Source organism: Halomicrococcus pelagicus (assembly GCF_050954125.1).
In genome coordinates this window covers 155,683-179,379 of the sequence record NZ_JBPBWC010000001.1, presented here as the reverse complement: position 1 = coordinate 179,379, position 23,697 = coordinate 155,683, and the positions used below count along the sequence as shown (strand labels likewise).

The following is a 23,697-nucleotide window of genomic DNA, read 5'->3' as shown; positions in this document are numbered from 1 at the left end:
CGTCTCGCAAGATAGTTGGCGCTCGCCCCCCGAACGGGAGTCATGACCGAGTACTTCGAGGTCCACGAGCGGGACGGGGCGGCCCGCATCGGGGAACTCCGCCTCGCGGAGCCGCTGACGACGCCGTCCCTCGTGGAGCGAGCGGACCGCCGCTCCACCGACGGGGCGAGCGGCGGACGCCGCGAGACGGCCGTGCTGGCGGACGCCGGCAGCCTCTGGCCCGCCGAGCGCGACGTTCCCGAGGGCGACGAGTCGAAGCTGACCGTCCTCCCGCACCGCGCGTTCCCCGGCGGGACCGCCGACGAGGTGATGGAGTCGTTCGCGGTCGACTACCCCGAGGTCGACTACCCGAACGCGGTCGTCGTCGCGCCCGAGACGGCCGACGACTACGGTGCCGACGGCTACGTCCTCTCGGGCGCGCAGGAGTTCGTCGGGCACGGCGCGGGGTTCCGGGACGCCGTCGTCGAGACGCGGTCGGCGATTCCGGCCGACAGCGCGCTGCTCCTGCCGGGGGTCGCCACGCCGCGGAACGTCGCCACGCTGGTCTACGCCGGGGTCGACCTCGTCGACGCCGACCGCGCGGTCGTCGCCGGCACCCAGGGAATCTATCTCACCACCGAGGGTCGCCACTACCTCGATAGCCTCGACGAGCTTCCGTGCGCGTGTCCCGCGTGCCGGCAGTCCGTCTCGGAGTTCGACCGCGAGGACTGCGTCGAGCACAACGTGAACGCGCTCCGGGCGGAGCTGGCGGTCGTCCGCGAACGCGTCCGGGCGGGACGACTCCGGGACTACGTCGAAGGACAGGCCCGCCACAACCAGTGGCTCACGGCGGCGTTCCGCGAGTTCGACCAGCAGTGGACGTACGTCGAGCAGCGCACGCCGGTCGTGCGCGACGCCGAACTCGCCGCGACGACCGAGGACAGCCTCCGTCGCGTCGAGATACAGCGGTTCGCGGACCGCGTGACGTCCCGGTATCGCAACCGGTTCTCGAACCCCCTCGTGCTGGTGCCGTGCTCCGCGAAGAAGCCGTACAGCGAGTCCCAGAGCCACGGCCAGTACCACGACGCCATCCAGTTCCGGGGGCACAAGGTGTCGATGACCAGTCCCATCGGCGTCGTCCCGCAGGAACTCGAACTCACCTACCCGGCCCAGCACTACGACTCGGCCGTGACGGGGCGGTGGAGCGCCGAGGAGAAGGAGTTCGTCGCGAGAGTGCTCCGGCGCTATCTCGAACGCAACGACTACCCGCAGGTCATCGCACACGTCCCCGACGAGGGGTACCGCGACGTCTGCGAGCGCGTGGAGGCCGCGCTCGACCTCGACTTCGAGTACACCGTCGAGGACCACCCGACCACGACGGAGTCGCTGGCCAACCTCTCGTCGGCGCTGTCGGACGAACTGAAGTACGGCAAGCGCGAGCGCCAGCACAACACCGTCCGCGCCATCGCCGACTACCAGTTCGGCGAACGCGCCGGCGACGACCTGTTCGAGTCCATCACCATGCAGAGTCGCTACCCGAAACTCCGGGTTCACGACGACGACGACGGCGAGCAACTCGCCGCGATGGTGCCCCAGTACGGCGTCCTCTCGCTGACGCTCGCGGGCGCGCGCCGCTGGGTGGACAGCGACGCCCCCACGAAGCGCGTCGAGATAGACGCCTTCGCCCCGCACGGCAGCGTGCTCGCGCCCGGCGTCGTCGACGCCGACGAGGACGTCCGGGTCGGCGACGAGGTCGTCGTCGAGGGGCCGAAGGCGTTCGCCGTCGGCCGTGCGTCGATGTCCGGGGCGGAGATGAGCGAGAGCACGCGCGGCATCGCCGTCAGCGTCCGGCACGTCGAGGAGAAGTAGCGCCGAACCGCCGTCAGTCGTACTCGTAGAACCCTTCGCCGGTCTTCTTCCCGAGGTCGCCCGCGTCGACCTTGCGCTTGAGGAGGTAGGCGGGCTTGTACCGGTCGCCCAGCTCCTCGTGGAGCGTTTGGCTGGCGTCGAGACAGATGTCCAGGCCGATGTGGTCGGCGAGTTCGAGCGGTCCCATCGGGACGTTCGTGCCGAGTTTCATGCCCGTGTCGATGTCCTCCCTGTCGGCGACGCCCTCGTCGTAGGCCCGGATGCCCTCGTTTATCCACGGCATCAGGATGCGGTTCGTGACGAAGCCGGGTTTGTCGTCGGACTCCCAGGTCTCCTTGCCCAGTTCCTCGGCGAACTCGTGGGCGAAGTCGACGACGGCGCGGTCGGTCTTCTCGCCGACGACGACCTCGACGCCTTTCATCACGGGGACGGGGTTCATGAAGTGCAGGCCGACGACCTCCTCCTCGAGGTCGGTCGCGCTGGCGATGGTCGTGATGGAGAGCGTGCTGGTGTTGGTCGCCAGCACCACGTCGTCGTCGACGACCGCGTCGAGGTCCGCGAAGACGTCCTGCTTGACGTCCATGTCCTCGACGGCGGCCTCGACGACGAAGTCACAGTCCGCGAGGTCGTCGAGTTCGGTGGTGCCCGCGATGCGCTCGGTCACCGCGTCCGCCGTCGACCGGTCCATCTTCTCCTTGGAGACGAACCGGTCGAGGCTCGACTCGATGGTGTCGAAGCCGTTCTCGACGAACTCCTCTTTCACGTCGCGCATGACGACGTCGTAGCCGCTCGTCGCGGCCACCTGTGCGATGCCGCTGCCCATGGTGCCCGCTCCGACCACGCCGATGGTGTCGATGGTTTCGAGGTCGCGCATGGGCGGGACTGCTTCCGGCACGGTTGTAAGCATAGCGGAACGTTTCAACGGACGGTGCCGGACGAGTGTCGTCCCCGAGTCACGTCGGCGGCTCGGACGCTGCCGGGAGGCCCCGGACGGTCGTCTCCGGCGCTCCGGTCGCCGACCCCGTCCGATCTACCGTTCCGTCGAAACATTCAAGAACCGATAGTGTGACTCGGAAACGAGTTGGGACGGCCGTGACGGAAAACGACACGAACGGGGAGACCGACGACGCCGCGGGGGAGAGCGACGCGCCCGACGAGTCGGCCAAGAGCGAGGCGACCGTGACCGACCCGACCGACCCGACCGACGTGAAGTTCGTCGGTCCGGCGACGGCCTCGACGCTGGCGGACGCGCCGTTCGACGCGGCGGCGATTCCGGCCCGCGACGTGTCCTACGAGATGCTGACCGAGGCGGGCGTCAACCCCGGAGTCGCCGCGCGCCTGCGCCGCGAGCACTCGCTGTCGTGGTCGTTCGAGAGCAGCGGCGACGACCTCGAACACCGCTCCGACCAGGTTCGAGGGCTCCGAGACGGCGAGCGCGCCTGGGTCGCGGCCAGTTCGGGCGACTGGGAGGACGCAGACGTCGCGACGACCGACGACGAGGACGACGAGCGCGCCTGGGCCGCGTCGGCCGGTTCGGCCGAGCGGGGGGACGCCGGCACCGCGACGACGGACGGCAGCGGGGACGCCGAGCAGGCCGAGGCGGCGTGGCGCGAGCGGAGCAAACCCGACCCCGTGACCGACGTGTCCGGCGTCGGGGACGCCGAGGCAGCGGAACTCGCCGAGGCCGGCATCACGTCGGTCAGGAGTCTGGCGACCGCGAACCCGGAACGGGTCGCCGACTCGCTCGGCCTCGACCGCGAGGCCGTGACGGCGTGGCGCGACGCCGCCCGGGAACTGCTGTGAGTTTACTACTTTCGTAGTTCCGATATCCGCCAGTAGAGGTTCCGAGACTCCGCGTAGCGGTGGTCTCGGTCTCCGGCGGACCACCACATTCATATATTTCGTCGCCGCAGTTTCCGACGATGATACCGCTGACTGACTCGCCAGTAACGCGCGACGGCAAGTCACTTATCCTCGCTATGGACCACGGACTGGAGCACGGACCGTCGGCCGACTTCAGTTCCGTCCCCGACACGCTCGACCCGGAGACGGTCTTCGACATCGCCACCCACGACGCGGTCACGTCGCTGGCCGTCCAGAAGGGCGTCGCGGAGACGTACTACCCCTCCTACGACGACGACGTCTCCCTGCTCGCCAAGCTGAACGGCACGAGCAATCTCTGGATGGGCGAGCCGTACTCGCCGCAGAACTGGACGGTGGACTACGCCGCGGAACTCGGCGCGGACGCCGTCGGCTATACCGTCTACTCCGGTTCAAACCGGGAGCCGGAGATGTACGAGGAGTTCCGGGACGTCCAGGAGCGCGCCCACCGCGAGTACGACCTGCCGGTCGTCATGTGGTCGTACCCGCGCGGTCAGGGGCTGAAGAACGACACGAAAGAGAGCGTCATCGCCTACGGCACCCGCATCGCCCACGAACTCGGTGCGGACATCGCGAAGGTGAAGTACCCGGGTAGTCCCGAGGAGATGGAGTGGGCGGTCAAGTCCGCCGCCGACACGAAGGTCGTCATGAGCGGCGGGTCGAAGGTCAGCGACTACGACTTCCTCTCCAGCGTCGAGGCCGTGATGAACGCCGGCGGCTCCGGACTCGCGGTCGGACGCAACGTCTGGCAACGCGACGACCCCGAGCGCATCCTCGACGCGCTCGAACAGGTCATCTTCGAGGGCGCGACGACCGACGAAGCCCTCGAATGATGGACGCAGTCGACGAGATATTCGAGGCGGTCGCGGCCGCCGCGCCGGAGATTCGGGGCGGGCTGGCGGGTCGCCGCCGGAAGGCCGACGAGGAGAACCCCAGCGGCGAGACCCAGCTCGCGGCGGACGTGTGGGCCGACGACCTCCTCGAAGAGCGACTCACCGCCATCGAGGGCGTCGGCGAGTTCGCCAGCGAGGAGCGCGAGTCGGTCGTCGACTGCGGGACGGGGCTGTCGGTCGCCATCGACCCCCTCGACGGCTCCTCGAACGTCGAGTCGAACAACTCGATGGGGACCATCGTCGGCGTCTACGACGCGTCCCTGCCCGCATCGGGCCGGGACCTCGTCGCGGCGGGCTACGTCCTCTACGGTCCCCTCACGACGATGATGGTCGCCCGCGACGGCGAGGTGACGGAGTACGTCGTGGAGAGCGGCGAGACCGGGAGCGCCTCGGAGCGACGCGGGCCGGGCGACCGTCGCGCGGTCGAGGAGGACCTCGCGCTCCCGGACGACCCCGTCGTCTACGGCTTCGGCGGACGCGTGCCGAACTGGACCGACGCGTTCACCGAGTACGCCCGCGAGATAGAGGACGAACTGAAGCTCCGGTACGGCGGAGCGATGATCGGCGACGTGAACCAGGTGATGACGTACGGCGGCGTGTTCGCCTATCCTGGTCTGGCGTCCCGCCCCGAGGGGAAACTCCGCCTCCAATTCGAGGCGAACCCGATGGCGTACGTCGTCGAGAGCGCCGGCGGCCGGTCCTCCGACGGCGAACGGTCGCTCCTCGACGTCGAACCGACGGACCTCCACCAGCGCGTGCCGGTTCACCTCGGCAACGAGGCGCTCATCGACCGCCTGGAAGCGACGCTTCGCTGACACCTCCGCTTCGATTTTTCGCGACGGTACCCGACTTCGACCGCGTGCCAGCACTGTCGGCACCGCCGCTTCGACGACCCGTCGATTCCTGTCGCCACGACCGAACGTTCGCCCGCGTTAGCGCCTCTCGTTCGTCGTCGCTGGCATCTTTCTAGGCATCTAGATTCACCATTCTTTAGTGTCGGTCGTCAACTGAGAGTGCGCGCAGGCATCATGAGTAATGAGTCACCATATCGGGACGACTCGGGGAAACGACAGCCGGCACATCCACCGCACGTACTCCGTGCGGAGCCCGGCGTGAGCAGGCCCTCGTTCGACGACATCTTCGACCTCCTCTCGGTCGAGCGGCGGCGGTACGCCATCCACTATCTCTCGGAGATTCCGGACGGCGTGGCGACGCTCGACGACCTCTCGGAGCAGGTCGCCGCCTGGGAGACGGACACGGCAGTGGCCGACGTTCCGGACGACTTCCGCAGGCGCGTCGAGGCGTCGCTTCACCACACGCATCTGCCGCGGCTGGCGGACGCGAACGTCATCGACTACGACGCCCGGAGCGAGTCGGTCCGGTACTACGGTCAACCGGTTCTCGAAGAGTACGCAGAACACGTCGCTGCGATGGAACTGCCGGACCAGTAATCCCGTTTTCGCCGTTCCGGTCGTCCGTCCCCGTCCCGATACGTCCCCGCCCCGACCGACGAGCCCCGGCCGTAGTTTAAGGACGATAGCGGTCGAAGCACCGACGTGCGACTCCACTGGCATCGCCGCGACCTTCGCGCGACCGACAACCTGGCGCTGGCGGCCGACGACCGCGTGCTCCCCGTTTTCGTCGTCGACCGCGCGATACTCGACCACGGCGCGCCGCCCCGGGTGTCGTTCATGCTCGACGCGCTCGATGCGTTGCGGGCGCAGTATCGCGAGCGCGGCGGCGACCTGCTCCTCGTCCGCGGCGACCCGAGCGACGCCCTTCCCGACCTCGCCGCGGCCTGCGACGCCGACGCGGTCACCTGGAACCGCGACTACTCCGGGCTGGCGACCGAACGCGACCGCGCGGTCGCGACGGCGCTCGCCGACGCCGGCGTCGCCCGCGAGCGGTTCCACGACGCCGTCCTCCACGAACCCGGAACCATCACGACGAACGAGGGGAGCCACTACTCCGTCTACTCGTACTTCTGGAAGAAGTGGCGGGACCGGGAGAAGGCGACCCCCGTCGCCGCCCCCGGTCGCGAGGACGTGGTCGACCCGCGCGACGCCCTCGGCGAGGACTTCGATACTGCCGCACCGCTGCCGTCGCTCGCCGACCTCGGGTTCGACGACCCGGAAGCCGACGTGCCGTCCGCGGGAACTGACGTCGCACGAGACTTGCTCGACGACTTCTGCGATGACGCCATCTACCGCTACGCGGACGAACGCGACTACCCCGCCCGGGCGTCGACCTCGCGCCTCTCGCCGCACCTGAAGTTCGGGACCGTCGGCGTCCGGACGGTCTGGGAGGCCACCGCCGATGCGACGGCCGCCGCGAGAGACGGGGAGGCGCGGGAGTCGGTCGAGGCGTTCCGGCGACAGCTCGCCTGGCGGGAGTTCTACGCGCACGTCCTCGACGCGCGCCCCGACGTGGTCACCGAGAACTACCGCGAGTACGCGAACGAGATCCGGTGGCGCGACGACCCGGAGGCGCTTCGGGCGTGGAAGGACGGCGAGACCGGCTACCCCCTCGTCGACGCCGGGATGCGACAGTTGCGCGCCGAGGGGTGGGTCCACAACCGCGTCCGGATGGTGGCCGCCGCGTTCCTCACGAAGGACCTGCTGATAGACTGGCGCGAGGGGTACGACTGGTACCGCCGGAAGCTGGTGGACCACGACACCGCGAACGACGTCGGCGGTTGGCAGTGGGCCGCCTCGACGGGCACCGACGCCCAGCCGTACTTTCGCATCTTCAACCCCGCGACCCAGTGCGCGAGGTACGACCCCGACGGCGAGTACGTCCGGGAGCACGTCCCCGAACTCCGGGACGCACCGACCGACGCCATCCACGAGTGGCCGGCGCTTTCAGACGAGGAGCGTGCGAACGTCGCGTCCGACTACCCCGCGCCCGTCGTCGACCACGCCGAGCGCCGCGAGTGCGCCATCGCGACGTTCGAGGCCGCGCGCGGTGACGGGTAGCTGAGAGTCGATGTCGTACGAGCGACTGCCGACCGTCGGTGCCGAATTCGGCCCGAACGGACGGTGAACCGGCGGAACGGCGTCGATCGCGGACGGCCTCGCCTAAACGTTTAACACCACCACCGTTGACCCACAGACGGGGGTTCACATGGCAACCTACGAGCTACCGGAACTACCGTACGACTACGACGCGCTGGAACCGAACATCGACGCGCGCATCATGGAACTGCACCACGACAAACACCACCAGGGGTACGTCGATGGTGCGAACGCGGCGCTGGAGACGCTCTCGGAGATGCGCCAGAACGACGAGTGGGGGGACGTGAAAGGCGTCGAGCGCAACCTCGCGTTCAACCTCTCGGGGCACGTCAACCACTCCGTCTTCTGGGAGAACATGTCCCCGGACGGCGGCGGCGAGCCGGGCGGCGAACTCGCGGACGCCCTGGACGACCACTTCGGCGGCGTCGACGCGTTCAAGAACCACTTCTCGGCGGCGGCGAAAGGCGTCGAAGGGTCCGGGTGGGGGCTGTTGCTGTACGACCACGTGTCCGACGAACCCATCGTCAGCATGGCGGAGAACCACCAGAACCAGACCCCGCAGGGGACGACGCCGCTACTCGTGCTCGACGTGTGGGAGCACGCCTACTACCTCCAGTACGAGAACAACCGCGGGGAGTACGTCGATAACTTCTGGAACGTGGTCGACTGGGACGACGTGGCCGAACGCTACGACGAAGCGAGCAGCATGGCGTAATCGTCAGCGGGATTACTGAAAATTATTTTTGTAGTTCTGAGACGTGTTATCATACAACTTCTCAAGGTTTAACAGCTAGAAGGGTGATGTAAAACGTGGAGGCTACACCATGCCAGAAAAATCAAACGCCGAACTGCCGCCACTTCCCTACGACTACGACGCGCTGGAGCCGCACATCAGCGAGCAAGTGCTCACGTGGCACCACGACACCCACCACCAGGGCTACGTGAACGGTCTCAACGACGCCGAAGAGACGCTCGCCGAGAACCGCGAGAACGGGGAGTTCGGTTCCTCGGGGGCAGCCATCCGCAACGTCACGCACAACGGCTGTGGCCACTACCTCCACACGCTGTTCTGGGACAACATGTCCCCGAACGGCGGTGGAGAGCCGGACGGCGAGCTCGCCGACCGCATCGAGGAGGACTTCGGCTCCTACGAGGGCTGGAAGGGCGAGTTCGAGGCCGCCGCGAAGAACGCGTCGGGCTGGGCGCTGCTGGTCTACGACCCGGTCGCCAAGCAGCTGCGGAACCTCGTCGTCGACAAGCACGACCAGGGCGCTCTCTGGGGCTCCCACCCCATCCTCGCGCTGGACGTCTGGGAGCACTCCTACTACTACGACTACGGTCCGGACCGCGGCGACTTCATCAGCAACTTCTTCGAAGTCGTCGACTGGGACGAGGTCGCCTCCCAGTACGACACCGTCCGTTCGAACCACGAGTAGGGATAATCCGCCGATTTTTTCGCCCGCCGACCCGCACAGCCGCCGGTCCGTCACTCGAGCGCGACCGACTCGTCGACGTCGTCGCGGAGCGCCGCCTGTACCGCCCGCTCTGCGACCGCGGCGGCAGTGGTCGCCGTGCGTTCGACGCCGTCCATCGCCGTCGCCCACGCGTACGTCACGTCGTCCTCGCGGTACGCCCGTCGTCGCAGGTCGGAGACGGCCTCCGCGAGCGAGCGACTGGACTGCACCAGCTCGTGTGGCGGCTGGTCGGCCGTCAGGGCCGCGTCGACGGCCCGTTCGACGTAGTCCCGCGACTTCTCGGCGTGACCGTCGAGTTCCGCCGCCCACGACACGGAGTCGACGCGGTCACGCTCGTCCACCGCCTCGGCCGTGCGCTTCGCCTGTTCGGCGACCGACGCGAGATGCCGTGACACGGCGTACCGGTCGAACATCGCCGGCCGCGAGTAGCCCAGGCTGTCGAGCGACTCGACGTCGGTGAGCGACCGGTGGAAACAGCTGCTGGCGACGTCGAGTCGCCGCACGACGTCGTCCCAGCGGCCGGCGGCGCTCCCGGCGACGGTGGCGTTGCCGTCGAGCAGCGCCCGGACGGCGTTCCGGTGCATCGACAGGGCGGTGTACTGCAACTGCAACACCGTTCGCTCGATGGACACCGACTCCGTGTCGAGGATAGTTCCGAACAGGAGCTCCGCCTCCGTCTCTCGCTGGAGCTGGAGTCCGGTGCGGTCGGCGACCACCGTCTCGGCGGCGCGACGATGCTCCCGCTCGATGCCGTCGTCGCTTCCGAGCGCGAACTGCTCGTTGCCGGCGGCGTACAGCGCCTCGACCGTCTGCCGGACGTCCGCCGCTGACATCCCGGTGACGTCGACCTCGGGTCGCTCGTCGTCGCCGGCCCGGTCGGCTCCGATGACCAGCTCTCCGTTGTCGGACGGGTACAGCGGGAGTTGCATCCCCGCTTCGACGCCGTGGTGGTCGGCCCACTCCTTCGGCAGCGATATCGTGTACGTCGAGTTGCCCGTGAACTGGACCTTCCGCGTCTCCAGAGTGCGGTCCATGCTCATCCGAACTTTCCGGTGACGTAGTCCTCGACGCGCTGGCTGTTGGGGTTCTCGAAGATGTCGTCGGTGTCGCCGTACTCGACGAGTTCGCCGCCGGTGAGGAAGACGGCGGTCTGGTCGCTGATGCGGGCGGCCTGCTGCATGTTGTGAGTGACGACGACGACCGTGTAGTCGTCGGCGAGTTCTTCGATGAGCTCTTCGATTTTGGCGGTGGCGATGGGGTCGAGCGCGCTCGCGGGCTCGTCCATCAGGATGACTTCGGGGTCGACCGCCAGACACCGCGCGATGCAGAGCCGCTGTTGCTGGCCGCCCGACAGCCCCAGCGCGTTGTCGTCCAGCCGGTCTTCCACCTCCTCCCACAGGGCGGCGTTCCGGAGCGAGCGTTCGACGAGTTCTTCCTCCGCGTCGGGGTTGGCGTTGCCGAGCAGGCGCGCGAGCAGGCCGGTGTCGACGTCGCCGTGCTTGCGCGGGCCGTACGTGATGTTGTCCCGGATGGACTTCGGGAAGGGATTGGGCGACTGGAACACCATCCCCACGCGTTTGCGCAACTCGACGAGGTTGACGCCGTCCTGGTAGATCTCCTCGCCGTCGAGGGTCACCGACCCGTCGACTTCGGCGGCGTCGATGCGGTCGTTCATCCGGTTGAGACACCGTAGGTACGTCGACTTCCCACACCCCGACGGCCCGATGAGCGCCGTGACGCTCTTCTCGGGGATGTCCATCGACACCCCCTTCAGCGCGTGGTCGTCGCCGTAGTAGACGTCCATGTCCTCGACGGAAAGTTTCGTCGCGCCGTCGAAGCGGTAATCCGTCCACTCCACTCGAATCTCCTCCTCGCTCTCGCCCGTCGTGGTCGTGTTCGTCGGCTGTTCGTCTGCCTGGTTCGATCGGGTGATTTCGACGTTACTCATTGTGTAGCTTCCTCCGGAAGTAGAACCGGCTGCCGATGCCTATCGCGTACATTCCGAGGACGACGACGAGCAGCACCAGCGCGACTCCCCAGCCGAACTCGGCAGTGGTGAATGCGTCGCCGGGGACGTGGCCGGCAGTGATGGACGTGTAGAGCTGGTAGGGGAGCGCACTTCCCCGGTCCAGCAACACGGGGTTGGTCACGAACGGGGGCGTCGACGTGAACTCGAACGAGCCGAGCACGTCGGGGGTTCTGCTCGGGAACGGCTGTCCGCCGAACGTCAACAGCAGCGGTGCCGTCTCGCCGGCGATGCGACCGACGCCGAGGATGATGCCGGTGATGACGCCGGGCATCGCCGCCGGGAGCACGACGCTCCTGACGGTCTGCCACTGCGAGACGCCTAGCGCCGCGCTGGCGTCGCGGTACTCGTCGGGGACCGCCTTGATGGACTCCCGGCTGGTGATGACCACCAGCGGCAACAGCATGAACCCGAGCACGATTCCGCCGCCCAGGAGGGACTTCGTGCCGTTGCTGACCCGCGGCAGGACGAACGCCAGCCCGAACAGCCCGAACACGATGCTCGGCGTGCTCCAGAGGCCGTTGGTCGCCACCTCGACGAGCTGCGTGAACCGGCCCTTCTCGGCGTACTCGGTGAGGAAGACGGCCGCGCCGACGCCGAGCGGCACCGCGAACACCACGGCGATGAAGACGAGCCAGACGGTGCCGACGATGGCCGGCAGGACGCCGGGCACCTCCACGAAGAGGCTCGACGCGACGTTCGTCAGGAACGGAATTTCCAGGTTCCCGACGTTCGCGCCAGTCAGCACGGTTTCGATGCCGTTGACGACGATGAACGCGACGAGGAGGCCGAGAACGGCGAGCATCCCGAAGACGCTCATGGAGACGAGCAGGAACGCTCCCTGCTGGCGACCGCGAGCCCCGAATCCCGCGCGGGCCTTCGCGGCGCTCCACGACCCGACCAAGGCCGCGACGATGGCGAGCACCGGGACGACGACCGACCCGACGAGCGTCACCGACAGATTCTCCGGCGACCAGGTCCACCCGGCGTCGAGGAGTCCGGAGACGACGACCGCCCCGGCGAACAGCAGGAACGCGCCCGCGGGAATCGTCGACCCGACGTCCTCGCGCGGAAGGACGGTCGCGGCCGCGAACGCCGCGCCGAGCGCCAGTGCGCCGCCGACCCAGCCGACTGGACCGAGACCCAGCGTCTGCGAGGCGACCAGTGCGCCGACGACGACGCCGACGCCGCCGAACAGCGTGCCCGGGAACAGGCCGGCGGTGTCGACGGGGTCCGTCGGGAGGACGCCGTACCGCGACGCGGCGCCCTGCGCGAGAATGCCCGCGCCCATCGCGAGCAGGCAGAGACCCAGCGCGTCGAACAGGGAGACGCCGAACAGGGTCGTCTCCTCGCCGACCCACTGGAACAGCGTCGTCCAGCTCGCGACGAAGACGGCGAGTCCGAGTCCGACGATGGTGGTCGCGAGCCGGTCGCCGACCGTTCCGTCCTCGACGACGAGTCTGGTCCGTCGAACGTCGCTCATCGGCTCCCCCCGAACTTCCGCTCCATGCGGGCCTCGACGTACTGCGAGACGACGCTCAGCGCGAAGACGGTCGTGAAGAGGACGACGCCGGCGGCGAACAGCGCGCTGTAGTGCGTCCCGGAGGCGTTACCGGCCTCGAAGGCGACGACGGTCGTCAGCGTCTCGCCGACGCCTCCGAACACGTCGTACAGCGGATCGGGGAACGCCTTCGTGTGCGGAATCATGACCGTCGCGGCCATCGTCTCGCCGATGGCGCGGCCCACTCCGAGGAGAACGGCCGCGGAGACGCCGGAGAACGCCGCCGGGATGGTGACGCTCTTCATCGTCTGCCAGTCGGTCGACCCGACGGCCAGCGACCCGCTCTTCATCGACTCCGGCACCGTCGAGAGCGCGTCCTCGGCGACCGTCACGATGGTCGGCAGCGCCATCACGCCGATGACCGCTCCGACCGTGAAGTAGTTGCCAATCGTCGGCGTCCGCAATTTCGCGTAGAAGAAGTCGTTGATGATGACGAACCCGACGAACCCGTACGTGATAGACGGGATGCCGGCCAGCAGTTCGACGCCGGGTTTGACGACTTCCCTGACGGTGTCCGACGCGATTTCGCTGAGGAACAGCGCGCCCGCGATACCGAGCGGGGCAGCGACGACGGTCGCTATCAGCGTGGTCAGGACCGTACCGAACATCATCGGCGTGAGCGAGTACGTGTCACCGCCCCACAGCGGCTTCTCCGTGCGGAGGAGCAGGTCGAGCCCCATCGCTCGCATCGCCGGCAGTGCTTCCTTGACCGTGAACGCGATGATGAGTCCGAGGACCGTCACCGTCGCTATGGTCGCGAGGAACGTGAGCCCCATCGCGGTCTCGGGCTGGTACGCGAACCAGCCGACCGCGACGAGCGCGATGAATCCCACGACCGGAACGACGGTCCACCGCGAGCTGTTCATAAACAGGACGAACGCCGCGAGCAGGCTGACCGCTCCCAGTCCCCAGACGGCCAGTGCGCCGTCGTCGTGCTGCGTCCGATAGTTGGTTACGCGTGTCGATAGTACGTCTAGCATCTGAATAATGTGGTCGAGGTGATTGCGGCGGCTACTCTCGCTACGTCCGAGACGTCACTCGTACTTGCTCGGCTTGACCTTCTCTCGCTGCTTCTCGAGCCGGTCCGTCGGGAGCGCGAAGTAGTTGTTACCCTTCACGAACATCTCCTGTCCGAAGTCGCTGAGGACGAAGTTGAGGAACGCTGCCTCCTGTGCCGAGGTGTTCTCCCACGTGTATGCGTGGAGGTCGCGCGAGAGCGGATACTCCTTCGCCCCGAGGTTATTGCCGTACTCGTAGACGGTGTCCTCGATGTTGAGCGCTATCGGGGGGACCTGGCCGCTGGGCTGGACGAACGCGAGCGCGATGTACGCGATGGCGTTGTTGGCCTTGGAGACGGCCTGCTGGAGCTGCTGGTTCTTCCCGTAACGCTGGTCGGGGTCAATAGACGCCTTGGGGTCGCCGTAGACGTTCTTCCGGAACGCCGTGTCGGTACCGGATCCCTGGGCGCGGCCGAGCGCGAGGATGTCCCGGTCGGGGCCGCCGACCTCGCTCCAGTTCGTTATCGTGCCCTTGTATATCTTCTTGAGCTGCGAGAGGGTGATCTGCTCGACGCCCGCGTCCTTTATCTCCTTGCTCACGACGATGGGCTGGCCGTCGACGCCGACGACGTGGTCGACGAACTTCTTCATCTTGGAGTCGGAGACGTTCTTCCCGGCGAGTTCGGCTTTCGCCGACGCGCTCGAGTCGCCGATGTCGACGCGTCCGTTCATGACGCCTTCGATGCCGGTTCCGGAGTGCGAGAGCGCGATGCTCACGCGGAACGGCGGCTTCGACCGCTTGCCGGTCGCCTCGTAGCCGTACTCGCCGGCGAAGAAGTCCGCCAGTCGCGCGTCCGTGCTGTACTGCTCTTTCGCCCACTTCTTCGGCCAGTAGTCCTCGTCGCCGGGTTCGGGGTTCGAGTTCCAGTAGCTTGCGGCCGTGTTCGTGATGGGGAACACGGTCGAGGAGCCGTCGCCCGTCAGGACGTCGGTCTGGAGTCCCTTCTTCCCGCCGCCGTTATCGTTCCCGTTGCCGCCGCCATCACCCGACGTGGTGCCGTCGTTGCTGCCGCCGGAGCCAGCACACCCTGCGAGCGCGAGGGCGCTTGCAGTTCCGGTCGCCGCGATGAACGTTCTCCGCGAGGTGCCATCTTCGAGACGCTCGGTGTTACGCGTCATCCGGGCGGAACTGCGCAGTATCAGTTAAAAACCCCTTATAATAGGGGTACGTAGCGTCTACCCTCCGAACGTACGTCTCAATCCGGACATAATCTAGTATTTGTGCTATATAGAAATAGGGACGGATACGTCCGGTAGAGAGCCGTACCGTCGTCTCTACGACCGGCCGGCGTGTTCGGACGAGCGTCGTGGCCGCGGTTCCGACCCGGAAGAGTCCGCCGCGTTCACTCGCTCGGGGTCACCGACGCGAGCTCGTATCTCGACGCCGTCTCCTCCACGCGTTCGTTGAGCGTGGCGAACTCGTAGCCGCCGTCTCGCTGGTCGAAGCTGGCGAACACGCCGAGACGGTAGCCGTTCTCCCCGAAGAACGTTCGGAACTGCTCGAAGTCGTCGAACCCTCGGGCCGTGTACTGGTAGGACGCGTAGTACAGCTGGTCGTACGTGTCGCGGGTGACGAACCCGTACCGCTCGTTGTCGACGAACCGGGCGACGTCCACCGTTTCGAGTTTCTCGGCCACGTCTTCACGGAGGTAGAGGGCTTCGAACGCCGACTGGTCGAACAGCCAGACGTCGCGGAGCGACTCGCCACCGAACTCCGAGAAGACGGAGGCGAGCGCCGTCTTCGCGTCGTCTTCAGGTGCGTCGTTCTCGTCGCGCATGCGATGGGATATCAGGAACACCATCCATAAAAACTATGTTATATTACCACTCCTACAGCTCCCGGCGGCAATGTCGTCGCCGGCCGAAGGTCGGCCGGGCCGGACGTCCGAACGCCTCCGTTCGAGCGGTCGGGACTCCTTCGAGCGCTCCCCGGCGTTAAAGATAAGTACTGTGGTCTGGTAACACGATACATGGAGTTCTCCGAGAAACTAGAGTTCGGCCACGACGACCGCCGCCGAATATACGAGTACGTCGAACGGCACGGGGCCGTCGACGCCGAGGACGTGCGGGAGACACTGCACGTCGACCCCGGCGGGTTCCGCCATCACGTCGCCATCCTCCGTCGGGACGGCTACCTCTCGGAAGACGACGGCGTCCTGACGGTCGCGCTTGAGACCGGTGCCGAGGAGGAGTACGAAACTGACGACGTGGAGTTCACCATCCGGCCCGCGCGCCAGGAGGACCTCACGGGTATCGTGGGCGCCATCCGGCAGGTCGCCGAGCAGGGACGCTACATCGTCGCCGAGAGCGTCGCCGACGAGATCGACCATCAGGAGACGTTGCTGCGGCACAACGAACTCGAATCACGGATGTTCTTCGTCGCGATGGTCGGCGAGGACGTGGTCGGGTGGGTGCATCTCCACGCGCCCGAACTCGACAAGCTCAGTCACACCGCCGAGCTTACCGTGGGCGTGCTCGACGAGTACCAGGGCAACGGCATCGGGAGCCACCTGCTCGAGCGCGGTCTGGAGTGGGCCGCCTCGAACGGCTACGAGAAGGTGTACCAGAGTGCGCCCTCGACGAACGAGCGCGCCATCGAGTTCCTCTCGGACCACGGCTGGGAGACGGAAGCCGTCCGGGAGAACCACTACAAGATCGACGGCGAGTACGTCGACGAAGTGATGATGGCCGTCGAACTCTGAGAGAACCGCCGTCCGGTCGTCACTCCCCGTGGTGGACCGGGAACGCCACTTCGACCGTCGTCTTGTACTCCGTCACCTGACCGTCCTCGACGTTCGCGGTCCAGTCCTCGACCTCGATACCGTGGATGTCGTCGATGGTCTGGCTCGCCTCCTCGACCGCCTCGTGGGCCGCATCTTCCCAGGACTCCTCGGACGTGCCCAGCACCTTGATGATTTTTACTGCCGTCATGGCCAGATGGAGTACGCTAGCATCCGTATAGCCGGTTGTGGCCGCAGGGGGCGGGGCCGGCGCGTCGGGCCGGCGACGAGAGGTTTAACAGCGCGTCTCGAGAACCGTCTCGCATGCAGACCCACATCGTCCCGGTCGGGTTCGACTACGACCGGCTCATCGCGCCGCTGGTGCGCGACCAGCTCGACGTGGACCGGGTCGTCCTGCTGGAGGGGGCGGTCGGGAGCCAGGCCAACGTCGAGTACTCCCGGAACCTCTCCGAGAAACTGGAGAAGGACTTCCGGAACCTGCTCGGCGCGGCGACCGAGCGCGTCGTCGTCGGCGACGTGTACGACTACGACGCCGCCTTCGAGCAGGCGTTCGACCTCATCAACGCGGAACTGGACCGCGACAACGAGGTCTGGGTGAACATCTCGGCGATGCCGCGGACGGTCAGCTTCGCCTTCGCCACCGCCGCCCACTCCATCATGGTCGAACGCCAGGAGGACCGCGACCGCATCCACACCTACTACACCGCCCCGGAGAAGTACCTCGAAACCGAACTCGCAGAAGAGCTCCGCGAGCAGATAGACCTTCTCTCGGACCTCCGCGAGGACGGCGTCGACGACGGACGCGTCGACGAGCGCCTCGACAGCGCCCGGGACCTGCTCGCGGAGTTCGACGAGCGCGGGACGACCATCGGCGCGAAGGAGGTCGACGGCGGCCACATCGTCGAACTCCCGGTCGCCTCCTTCTCGAACGTCAAGCCGTTCGAGGAGCTCATCCTCTTCACGCTCGGCGAACACGGCGAGTTCGAGAGCGTCAGCGAACTCGCCCAGGAGCTCGCCGGGGAACTCGGCGAGGAGTACACCGACAGCTTCCGCTCGAAGGTCATCTACAACGTCGACCGCCTCGGGCCGGGCGGCAAGGGGTACGTCGAACAGGAGGAGCACGGCAAGTCCTACCGGACGACGCTGTCGCGCATCGGGGAGCTGTGGGTGCGAGCTCACGCGAACGGCGACCGGCGGTAGCCGGCGACCGGCAAGAGTCGGGAATCACCTGCCGGACGACGGTCGGGCGTCGGCTTCCAGCTTCTTCACTCGCGTCGACAGCGCCAGGAACGTCGCGGCGAGCGTCAGCACGACCGCGCCGGCCGCCGCTATCTCGTGGGTCGGCGAGGGGTGGCTGAACCCGACGACGTCGCTGGCCTCGACGAGGCGCTGGCCCGGCAGCGTGGTGTGGTGGGGCGTGCCGACGAGCGGGACGAAGTAGTCCACGAGGTCGTTGAACCCGTACCAGACGACCGCGACGAAGACGGCCCACACGGGGAAGTCGCTGTAACGGTGGATCAGAAACGCCTCCGCGACCATGGCGAGGTGGCTGCAGAAGAGGAAGGCGTACATCGGCCAGCCGACGCCGATGAACCCGGGGAAGAAGGCCGCGAGGACGAACGGCGTCCACGCGCCGAGCTTGATGCAGCCGAAGAACGCCAGCGCGTTCACCCACTCCTGGTTGCGGCCGAGCTTCCACAGCCCCAGCGAGAGCGCGATGAACAGCGTCGCCACGGGGCTGTCGGGGACGAGCGGCCACATCACGGCGGGCTCGCCGGCGAACTGCCACGTTATTAGCGGGTCCGACGCCGGCAGCGGGTGGAACCCGTAGTACCAGAAGCCGAAGGCCGTTCCGAGGAGGTTGACGGCGACGATGAGCCAGGCCGCCCGGAGGCCGAAGTTCTCCAGCCACACCGGCAGCGGCGCGACGTACCGCGGCAGGTCCTCACGCGCCGGAAGGTCTCCCATGTCCGCGGCGAGGGATGGAGCAGGCAAAGACTCTTCGATGCACTCGGTGTCAGCACCGCATCGAGAGAGAAGGTTGATTAACGGCGAATCCCAACCCATCGGCAATGGCACGGACAGCGAAGAAGGTAGAATCGCTCATCGCCGAGGACGGGGCGATGGCGGACGCTATCTCGACGGTGTACGAACGCACCGACGAGGGCACTCGCGAGGTCCAGTGGGGCGACGTGAGCGACGACATCACGAGCGGTCAGTGGGGTCGCCTCATCGAGAAGGGCATCCTCGTGGACGGCGACGAAGGGTTCGAACTCTCGAACCCCGACGCGGTCGAGCGAGCGCTCGAAGACGAGGACGCCACCGTATCGGCGACGACGAGCACCGACGACGTCGACGACGAGGGGAGCTCGTGGTCGAAGTGGGACAAGATAGCGGCGGTGGCCAGCCTCGGCCTGTTCGCCGGCTACTCCGTCGGCCCCATCAAGAACACCATCGGGAGCATCCTCAACGTCGCGCTGGGTCCCATCGAGAGCGTGTTGCCGTTCTACGTCGTCATCATGATTCTCGCCATGCTGACGGGGCTGTACTCGACGCTCCTGCAGGACAACCTGATGGACATGGAGAAGATGGGCGAGTACCAGGAGCGGATGAAAGAGATACAGGAGAAGCGCAAGGAGGCGAAAGAGCGCGGCGACGACGAGGAGATGGAACGCATCCGCGAGGAGCAGATGGACGCCATGGGCGACCAGGCCGGGATGATGAAAGAGCAGTTCCGGCCGATGGTGTGGACGATGTTCCTCACCATCCCCGTGTTCCTCTGGATGTACTGGCGCATCAGCTCCGCGAGCGCACCCGTGACGCCGTCGGGGCTCGTCATGCCGCTCGTCGGTAACGTGAACTGGACGGAGGGCATCATCGGCCCGATGCAGGCGTGGATCGTCTGGTACTTCCTCTGCTCGATGGGGTTCACCCAGCTCATCCGGAAGTCGCTGAACATCCAGACGACGCCGACGTAACAAAACCTCTTTGTCTCCCCTGCTCGCAGTGCGGATATGTTGATCACCGTCTCCGGACCGCCGGGTGTCGGAAAGAGTACGACGGCCTCCGAACTCTCTGCGGCGCTCGATCTCGAACACATCAGCGGTGGGGATATCTTCCGCGAACTCGCCGACGAGCGAGGCTACACCACTCTGGAATTCAACAAGCTGGCCGAGCAGGACGACCAGATAGACCGCGACCTCGACCGGCGACTGCGCGACATCGCCGCGAACCGCGACGACGTCGTCCTCGAATCGCGGCTGGCGGGCTGGCTGGCCGGCGACCACGCCGACTTCCGGGTCTGGCTCGACGCGCCGCTTTCCGTCCGGGCCGAGCGCATCGGCAACCGGGAGGACAAGCCGGTCCAGAAGGCCCGCGAGGAGACCGCCGCACGCGAGGGCAGCGAGGCGGACCGCTACCAGCAGTACTACGGCATCGACATCACGGACCTCACCATCTACGACCTGTCCATCAACACCGCCCGCTGGGACGCCGACTCCGTGGTGGACATGCTCGAGACCGCCGTCGAGGACTACGACCCGGCGGCCGACGAGGGGAAGTACCCCATCGAGATGGACTACGACTTCTGACCGATGAATCTCCGTGGCCCACCGGACGAGCGCGACCCCCGCGACCTCCTCGAGTTCGGCGTGGTCAACCTCGACAAACCGCCGGGACCCTCCGCCCACCAGGTCGCGGCCTGGGTCCGTGACCTCTGCGACGTCGAGCAGGCCGCCCACGCCGGCACGCTCGACCCCAAGGTGACGGGATGTCTCCCCGTGCTCACCGGCGCGGCAACCCGGCTCTCGCAGGTGTTCCTCGAGGGAACGAAGGAGTACGTCGCGGTGCTGGAACTGCACGGCGACCCACCCGCCGACCTCGAGGCCGTCGCCGCCGAGTTCGAGGGACCGATCTACCAGAAGCCGCCCCGGAAGAGCGCGGTCGTCCGCCAGTTGCGCGTCCGGGAGATCCACTCCCTCGACGTGCTCGAAGTCGAGGGACGGCAGGCGCTGTTGCGGATTCGCTGCGAGAGCGGCACTTACGTCCGGAAGCTCTGTCACGACCTGGGGCTGGCGCTCGGGACGGGCGCGCACATGGGCCACCTGCGGCGGACGGCGACCGACCCCTTCGACGACATCGACCTCGTGACGCTACACGACCTCTCGGACGCGCTTGCCAGATGGCGCGAAAACGACGACGACGATTGGTTGCGCGAGGTCGTCAGCCCGGCCGAGCGCTCGCTGGACCACCTTCCCCGGGTGACAGTGGCGTACAGCGCCGCCGAGGAGATCGCGAACGGCGCGCAGGTGTACGCGCCGGGCGTCATCGACGCCGAGGCCGCCGCCTCGGACGACGGACTCGTCGCCTGCTACACGCCCGACGACGCGGTGGTCTGTCTCGGCCGGATGGTCGGCGACCCCGACGCCGAGCGCGGCCGGGTCGTCGAACTGGAGCGCGTGCTGGTCTGACTCGACTGCCGGTTCGCGCGCTTTTTTGACACCGCCGGAACACCTCCGCGTATGCAAGTCGGCACCGCCGAATCCGCGCCCGGCGAACTCGCCACCGGGTGGCTCGACGTGACGGACCTCCCCACCGGAACGCCCGAACGACTCCCCGTCCTCGTCGCGGAGGGCGAGGACGACGGCCCGACGCTGTGGATCACGGCCGCGATTCACGGCGACGAGGTGACCGCGATGGCGACTGCACAGGACACGGTGGACGAGGAACTCGCGGAGCGCCTCCGCGGGACCGTCGTCTGCCTGCCGAACCTCAACCCCGCGGGCCTCCGGCGGAACGCCCGGACCTCCTACTACCACGGCGACGACCCGAACCGCTACTTCCCGGACCCGGACGCCGACGGCTCCTGCCCGCCGCGCGTGCAGGAACTGATCGACGAGCGCATCTTCGAGGCGTTCGCCGACTCCGCGGACGCGCTGATCGACCTCCACACCGCGCAGGTCGGCTCCGTGCCGTTCGTCATCCGCGACCGCGTGCTCTACGGGGAGACGTCGGGAACGGCGGACGGCGACGAACGGCGCGCGGAACGCGACGAGGACGAGGCCCGGGACCTCGCCGACCATCTGGACCGGCTCGCGGACGCCTTCGACTTCCCGGTCGTCAACGAGTACGCCGCCGAGGAGTACACCGAGCGGAACCTCCAGCGCTCGACCGCCGGCGCGGCGCTGAACAACGCCGGCATCCCGGCGTTCACGGTCGAACTCGGGAGCCACAGCGTCGTCGAGGAGGACGCCCGCGCCCTCGGCGTGACCGGCCTCCGGAACGCGATGTGCGAACTCGGGATGCTGGACGGCGACCCCGAGCCGACCGGCCTCGACGCTCCGGTCGACTTCCCGGTCAAGCGCGCGGTCTACCCCCACGTCGACGCCGCGGGCGTCGTGCGCCACCGCGTCGCGGCCGGCGACGTAATCGAGGCGGGGGAGGTCGTCGCGAACGTTGTGACGCCCCACGGCGAACGCCAGGCGACCGTCGAGAGCGAGCACGACGGCTACGTCCTCGGGCGCTTCGAGGGCGTCGCGGCGTACGAGAACGACCCCGTGGCGAGCCTCGCGGTGCGGGACGAGGGGGACCTCGTCGTACCGCGCGACGCCGGGGAGTGATAGCAGTCCGGCGGCGTGCCGCGGTTCCGCGCGCGAAACGAAGCGCTTAAACGGGGGACGCGCATTTTTCGAGTTGCAAGGCGGGACCGTGGGGTAGTGGTATCCTCTGCGCATGGGGTGCGTTGGACCCGTGTTCGAATCACGGCGGTCCCATCACCGATTCTCTCGCGTTTCCTACTTCGGCAGTATCGTCACGGTTCAGTAAATTACTAGTTCCATTAAGAGAAATAAATCGGCCAGCTCCACGTGGGAGTTTCGCTTCGGCCCCTCCTTCGACGAGCGAGACGTCCTCTCCCGGGAAATCCTCCGTCAGCCGAGTCCCTCCGACCGGCCGCTGACAGTGGCGGACCGCCCCGACGACGCCCTGCGGCGAGCGTGGCAGACGCAGGCCGCGAGCGTCAGCAGGCAGCCGTACAGCAGCGGGGTCCCGAGGGTGAACAGGGGTTCGGCGACCGCGAGGACGGCCGAGCGCACGCCCGGCGGGGGCGAGAGGGCGTCGAGGACTCGCCGGACGCTCCGCAGCGTCGCCGGGAGGCTGGCGACCAGCGCCCCCGCGACGAACAGCCGTCCCGCGCGACCCTCCAGCAGGTAGAGCAGGGGGACGAGGGGGAAGTACAGCAGGGGGAAGTAGACGAAGTACGTCGGAAAGAACAGGAGGACGGCGACCAGCGTGACGTGGACGCCGACGAGTCGGTCGGTCGCCGTGTCGAGGCCGCGGTAGCAGTAGGCGACGACGGGCGCGAGCAGCGCCGCCGCCAGCACGGGGAACAGCGTCGGGTCCAACCCCGGCAGGAGCACCGATAGCGGTCGCCGGAGCGTGAAGTACGGTGCCGCCGGCGCGAGACCGCCGACGAACGCCTCCCGGTACAGGCGCGGGAGCACCGCGTCGTGGAGCCACGTGCGGTGGGCGTCGAGTCCGAAGAGAGGGACACCGACGAGCAGGAGGCCGCCGCCGGTCGCGACCGCCGCGGCGACGGCCCGCCAGGCGCGCCGCCGGAGCAGCCAGAGGCCGACGCCGGCCGGGAACACCTTCACCAGCGCCGCCAGGCCGAACGCGACGCCCGTGGTCTCCTCGTCGCCGCGTTCGAGCGCGACGAATCCCAGAGCGAGCGCCAGCGCGAGCGGGAGGTTCGTCTCGCCGTAGAACAGCGACGGCACGGTGTGGACCGACAGCAGGACGTAGCCCGCAACGAGCGCGACGTCGACGGGAGCCAGGGGGTAGCCCCGGCGTTCGATGGACCGCACGACGAGCAGCGCCAGCGCCAGTCCGGCGGCGAGTTCGAGGACGGTGAAGAGCGCGAATGAGACGAGCCAGTCGCCGACGAGCGCGAACGGGTAGAACGGGAGAATCGTCACCGGCGGGTAGACGTACCCGTACGCGGGATGGGCGGGCGGGGAGACGGCGTACATCCCCTGGCCGGCGAGGCTGGCCCGCGCCGCGTAGTAGTACACCTGGAAGTCCATGCCGAACTTCCAGGACTGCACGACGGACTTGTACGCCAGCATCGCCACGCCGAGCACGAGACCGCTGGCGAGCACGAACCGGGGACCGGCGCGTCGCACGTCCGGGCGCTCGCATCGG

At 67.6% G+C, this 23,697-nt stretch carries 24 protein-coding genes and 1 tRNA gene; 15 read left to right on the top strand and 10 right to left on the bottom strand.

The window, feature by feature from the left end:
• Positions 1-42 precede the first annotated feature (42 nt).
• Positions 43-1,848 (top strand): archaeosine synthase subunit alpha, encoded by a 1,806-nt coding sequence (gene arcS / locus ACRYA2_RS00980; protein WP_433623347.1) that lies wholly within the window; start codon positions 43-45, stop codon positions 1,846-1,848.
• A gap of 13 nt (positions 1,849-1,861) precedes the next feature.
• On the opposite strand, the gene ACRYA2_RS00975 is transcribed toward arcS, so the two are convergent.
• On the bottom strand, positions 1,862-2,722 hold the full coding sequence (locus ACRYA2_RS00975; RefSeq protein ID WP_433623345.1) for a 3-hydroxyacyl-CoA dehydrogenase family protein: 861 nt from the start codon (positions 2,720-2,722) through the stop codon (positions 1,862-1,864).
• Between the two features lie 218 nt (positions 2,723-2,940).
• On the opposite strand from ACRYA2_RS00975, the gene ACRYA2_RS00970 reads away from it, so the two are divergent.
• From ACRYA2_RS00970 to sod, 7 genes are all read left to right on the top strand, one after another.
• Entirely contained in the window at positions 2,941-3,651 is a 711-nt protein-coding gene (locus tag ACRYA2_RS00970) for a DUF7409 domain-containing protein (protein ID WP_433623343.1), read from the top strand.
• Between the two features lie 119 nt (positions 3,652-3,770).
• On the top strand, positions 3,771-4,562 hold the full coding sequence (locus tag ACRYA2_RS00965) for a class I fructose-bisphosphate aldolase (RefSeq protein WP_113275234.1): 792 nt from the start codon (positions 3,771-3,773) through the stop codon (positions 4,560-4,562).
• Entirely contained in the window at positions 4,562-5,437 is an 876-nt protein-coding gene (locus ACRYA2_RS00960; protein WP_433623341.1) for a class 1 fructose-bisphosphatase, read from the top strand. Before ACRYA2_RS00965 ends, ACRYA2_RS00960 begins: the two co-directional genes overlap by 1 nt.
• 297 nt (positions 5,438-5,734) lie before the next feature.
• A complete protein-coding gene (locus ACRYA2_RS00955) occupies positions 5,735-6,073 on the top strand; it encodes a DUF7344 domain-containing protein (protein WP_433624706.1) in 339 nt (112 codons plus the stop codon).
• A gap of 105 nt (positions 6,074-6,178) precedes the next feature.
• Positions 6,179-7,597 carry a cryptochrome/photolyase family protein gene (locus tag ACRYA2_RS00950; RefSeq protein WP_433623339.1) on the top strand — a complete coding sequence of 473 codons (1,419 nt, stop codon included), beginning with the start codon at positions 6,179-6,181 and terminating at the stop codon, positions 7,595-7,597.
• Between the two features lie 148 nt (positions 7,598-7,745).
• Complete coding sequence (locus tag ACRYA2_RS00945; RefSeq protein WP_433623337.1) at positions 7,746-8,351, top strand: superoxide dismutase; 606 nt, start codon at positions 7,746-7,748, stop codon at positions 8,349-8,351.
• Between the two features lie 109 nt (positions 8,352-8,460).
• Positions 8,461-9,072, top strand: a complete 612-nt coding sequence (sod, locus tag ACRYA2_RS00940; RefSeq protein WP_433623335.1) for a superoxide dismutase — start codon at positions 8,461-8,463, stop codon at positions 9,070-9,072.
• A 50-nt stretch (positions 9,073-9,122) separates the two neighbouring features.
• Here the strand turns inward: sod and ACRYA2_RS00935 are convergent, their stop codons facing one another.
• The 6 genes from ACRYA2_RS00935 to ACRYA2_RS00910 form a co-directional block, all read right to left on the bottom strand.
• On the bottom strand, positions 9,123-10,145 hold the full coding sequence (locus ACRYA2_RS00935) for an AbrB/MazE/SpoVT family DNA-binding domain-containing protein (RefSeq protein WP_433623333.1): 1,023 nt from the start codon (positions 10,143-10,145) through the stop codon (positions 9,123-9,125).
• 2 nt (positions 10,146-10,147) lie between these two features.
• Positions 10,148-11,059 (bottom strand): phosphate ABC transporter ATP-binding protein PstB, encoded by a 912-nt coding sequence (gene pstB / locus ACRYA2_RS00930; RefSeq protein WP_433623331.1) that lies wholly within the window; start codon positions 11,057-11,059, stop codon positions 10,148-10,150.
• Positions 11,052-12,620 carry a phosphate ABC transporter permease PstA gene (gene pstA / locus ACRYA2_RS00925; RefSeq protein ID WP_433623329.1) on the bottom strand — a complete coding sequence of 523 codons (1,569 nt, stop codon included), beginning with the start codon at positions 12,618-12,620 and terminating at the stop codon, positions 11,052-11,054. The genes pstB and pstA overlap by 8 nt, the downstream gene beginning before the upstream one ends.
• Entirely contained in the window at positions 12,617-13,678 is a 1,062-nt protein-coding gene (gene pstC / locus ACRYA2_RS00920; RefSeq protein ID WP_433623327.1) for a phosphate ABC transporter permease subunit PstC, read from the bottom strand. The genes pstA and pstC overlap by 4 nt, the downstream gene beginning before the upstream one ends.
• Positions 13,679-13,732: 54 nt before the next feature.
• Complete coding sequence (locus ACRYA2_RS00915) at positions 13,733-14,875, bottom strand: PstS family phosphate ABC transporter substrate-binding protein (RefSeq protein WP_433623324.1); 1,143 nt, start codon at positions 14,873-14,875, stop codon at positions 13,733-13,735.
• 224 nt (positions 14,876-15,099) lie between these two features.
• Positions 15,100-15,534, bottom strand: coding sequence for a DUF7522 family protein (locus tag ACRYA2_RS00910; protein ID WP_433623322.1), 435 nt, complete (start codon positions 15,532-15,534; stop codon positions 15,100-15,102).
• A 192-nt stretch (positions 15,535-15,726) separates the two neighbouring features.
• Here ACRYA2_RS00910 and ACRYA2_RS00905 point away from each other — a divergent pair, with 192 nt between their 5' ends.
• Complete coding sequence (locus ACRYA2_RS00905; RefSeq protein ID WP_433623320.1) at positions 15,727-16,458, top strand: GNAT family N-acetyltransferase; 732 nt, start codon at positions 15,727-15,729, stop codon at positions 16,456-16,458.
• A gap of 19 nt (positions 16,459-16,477) precedes the next feature.
• Here the strand turns inward: ACRYA2_RS00905 and ACRYA2_RS00900 are convergent, their stop codons facing one another.
• Positions 16,478-16,687, bottom strand: a complete 210-nt coding sequence (locus tag ACRYA2_RS00900; RefSeq protein ID WP_433623318.1) for a dodecin family protein — start codon at positions 16,685-16,687, stop codon at positions 16,478-16,480.
• A gap of 113 nt (positions 16,688-16,800) precedes the next feature.
• Here ACRYA2_RS00900 and ACRYA2_RS00895 point away from each other — a divergent pair, with 113 nt between their 5' ends.
• The gene (locus tag ACRYA2_RS00895) at positions 16,801-17,697 is read left to right on the top strand and encodes an HFX_2341 family transcriptional regulator (RefSeq protein WP_433623316.1); all 897 of its coding nucleotides are present in this window, start codon (positions 16,801-16,803) and stop codon (positions 17,695-17,697) included.
• Between the two features lie 24 nt (positions 17,698-17,721).
• Here ACRYA2_RS00895 and ACRYA2_RS00890 read toward each other — a convergent pair whose 3' ends face one another.
• Complete coding sequence (locus tag ACRYA2_RS00890; RefSeq protein ID WP_433623314.1) at positions 17,722-18,465, bottom strand: DUF1405 domain-containing protein; 744 nt, start codon at positions 18,463-18,465, stop codon at positions 17,722-17,724.
• Positions 18,466-18,569: 104 nt separating this feature from the next.
• Between ACRYA2_RS00890 and ACRYA2_RS00885 the strand changes: the two genes are divergently transcribed.
• The 5 genes from ACRYA2_RS00885 to ACRYA2_RS00865 all read left to right on the top strand — a co-directional run bounded on the left by ACRYA2_RS00885 (position 18,570) and on the right by ACRYA2_RS00865 (position 22,268).
• Positions 18,570-19,475 carry a DUF106 domain-containing protein gene (locus ACRYA2_RS00885; RefSeq protein WP_433623312.1) on the top strand — a complete coding sequence of 302 codons (906 nt, stop codon included), beginning with the start codon at positions 18,570-18,572 and terminating at the stop codon, positions 19,473-19,475.
• A 36-nt stretch (positions 19,476-19,511) separates the two neighbouring features.
• Positions 19,512-20,087, top strand: a complete 576-nt coding sequence (cmk, locus tag ACRYA2_RS00880; protein WP_433623310.1) for a (d)CMP kinase — start codon at positions 19,512-19,514, stop codon at positions 20,085-20,087.
• 3 nt (positions 20,088-20,090) lie between these two features.
• Positions 20,091-20,966 (top strand): RNA-guided pseudouridylation complex pseudouridine synthase subunit Cbf5, encoded by an 876-nt coding sequence (locus ACRYA2_RS00875; RefSeq protein WP_433623308.1) that lies wholly within the window; start codon positions 20,091-20,093, stop codon positions 20,964-20,966.
• A gap of 51 nt (positions 20,967-21,017) precedes the next feature.
• The gene (locus ACRYA2_RS00870) at positions 21,018-22,115 is read left to right on the top strand and encodes a succinylglutamate desuccinylase/aspartoacylase family protein (protein WP_433623306.1); all 1,098 of its coding nucleotides are present in this window, start codon (positions 21,018-21,020) and stop codon (positions 22,113-22,115) included.
• 82 nt (positions 22,116-22,197) lie between these two features.
• A tRNA-Pro gene (locus ACRYA2_RS00865) sits at positions 22,198-22,268 on the top strand.
• A gap of 156 nt (positions 22,269-22,424) precedes the next feature.
• Here ACRYA2_RS00865 and ACRYA2_RS00860 read toward each other — a convergent pair.
• Positions 22,425-23,678, bottom strand: a complete 1,254-nt coding sequence (locus ACRYA2_RS00860) for a glycosyltransferase family 87 protein (protein WP_433623304.1) — start codon at positions 23,676-23,678, stop codon at positions 22,425-22,427.
• Positions 23,679-23,697: the final 19 nt, after the last annotated feature.

Bases quoted from the DNA above. Each gene is read 5' to 3' on its own strand.
- arcS (WP_433623347.1), top strand. From the start codon at position 43: ATGACCGAGTACTTCGAGGTCCACGAGCGGGACGGGGCGGCCCGCATC.
- ACRYA2_RS00975 (WP_433623345.1), bottom strand. From the start codon at position 2,722: ATGCGCGACCTCGAAACCATCGACACCATCGGCGTGGTCGGAGCGGGC.
- ACRYA2_RS00965 (WP_113275234.1), top strand. From the start codon at position 3,771: ATGATACCGCTGACTGACTCGCCAGTAACGCGCGACGGCAAGTCACTT.
- ACRYA2_RS00960 (WP_433623341.1), top strand. From the start codon at position 4,562: ATGGACGCAGTCGACGAGATATTCGAGGCGGTCGCGGCCGCCGCGCCG.
- ACRYA2_RS00945 (WP_433623337.1), top strand. From the start codon at position 7,746: ATGGCAACCTACGAGCTACCGGAACTACCGTACGACTACGACGCGCTG.
- sod (WP_433623335.1), top strand. From the start codon at position 8,461: ATGCCAGAAAAATCAAACGCCGAACTGCCGCCACTTCCCTACGACTAC.
- ACRYA2_RS00935 (WP_433623333.1), bottom strand. From the start codon at position 10,145: ATGGACCGCACTCTGGAGACGCGGAAGGTCCAGTTCACGGGCAACTCG.
- pstB (WP_433623331.1), bottom strand. From the start codon at position 11,059: ATGAGTAACGTCGAAATCACCCGATCGAACCAGGCAGACGAACAGCCG.
- pstA (WP_433623329.1), bottom strand. From the start codon at position 12,620: ATGAGCGACGTTCGACGGACCAGACTCGTCGTCGAGGACGGAACGGTC.
- pstC (WP_433623327.1), bottom strand. From the start codon at position 13,678: ATGCTAGACGTACTATCGACACGCGTAACCAACTATCGGACGCAGCAC.
- ACRYA2_RS00915 (WP_433623324.1), bottom strand. From the start codon at position 14,875: ATGACGCGTAACACCGAGCGTCTCGAAGATGGCACCTCGCGGAGAACG.
- ACRYA2_RS00910 (WP_433623322.1), bottom strand. From the start codon at position 15,534: ATGCGCGACGAGAACGACGCACCTGAAGACGACGCGAAGACGGCGCTC.
- ACRYA2_RS00905 (WP_433623320.1), top strand. From the start codon at position 15,727: ATGGAGTTCTCCGAGAAACTAGAGTTCGGCCACGACGACCGCCGCCGA.
- ACRYA2_RS00900 (WP_433623318.1), bottom strand. From the start codon at position 16,687: ATGACGGCAGTAAAAATCATCAAGGTGCTGGGCACGTCCGAGGAGTCC.
- ACRYA2_RS00895 (WP_433623316.1), top strand. From the start codon at position 16,801: ATGCAGACCCACATCGTCCCGGTCGGGTTCGACTACGACCGGCTCATC.
- ACRYA2_RS00890 (WP_433623314.1), bottom strand. From the start codon at position 18,465: ATGGGAGACCTTCCGGCGCGTGAGGACCTGCCGCGGTACGTCGCGCCG.
- ACRYA2_RS00885 (WP_433623312.1), top strand. From the start codon at position 18,570: ATGGCACGGACAGCGAAGAAGGTAGAATCGCTCATCGCCGAGGACGGG.
- cmk (WP_433623310.1), top strand. From the start codon at position 19,512: ATGTTGATCACCGTCTCCGGACCGCCGGGTGTCGGAAAGAGTACGACG.
- ACRYA2_RS00875 (WP_433623308.1), top strand. From the start codon at position 20,091: ATGAATCTCCGTGGCCCACCGGACGAGCGCGACCCCCGCGACCTCCTC.
- ACRYA2_RS00870 (WP_433623306.1), top strand. From the start codon at position 21,018: ATGCAAGTCGGCACCGCCGAATCCGCGCCCGGCGAACTCGCCACCGGG.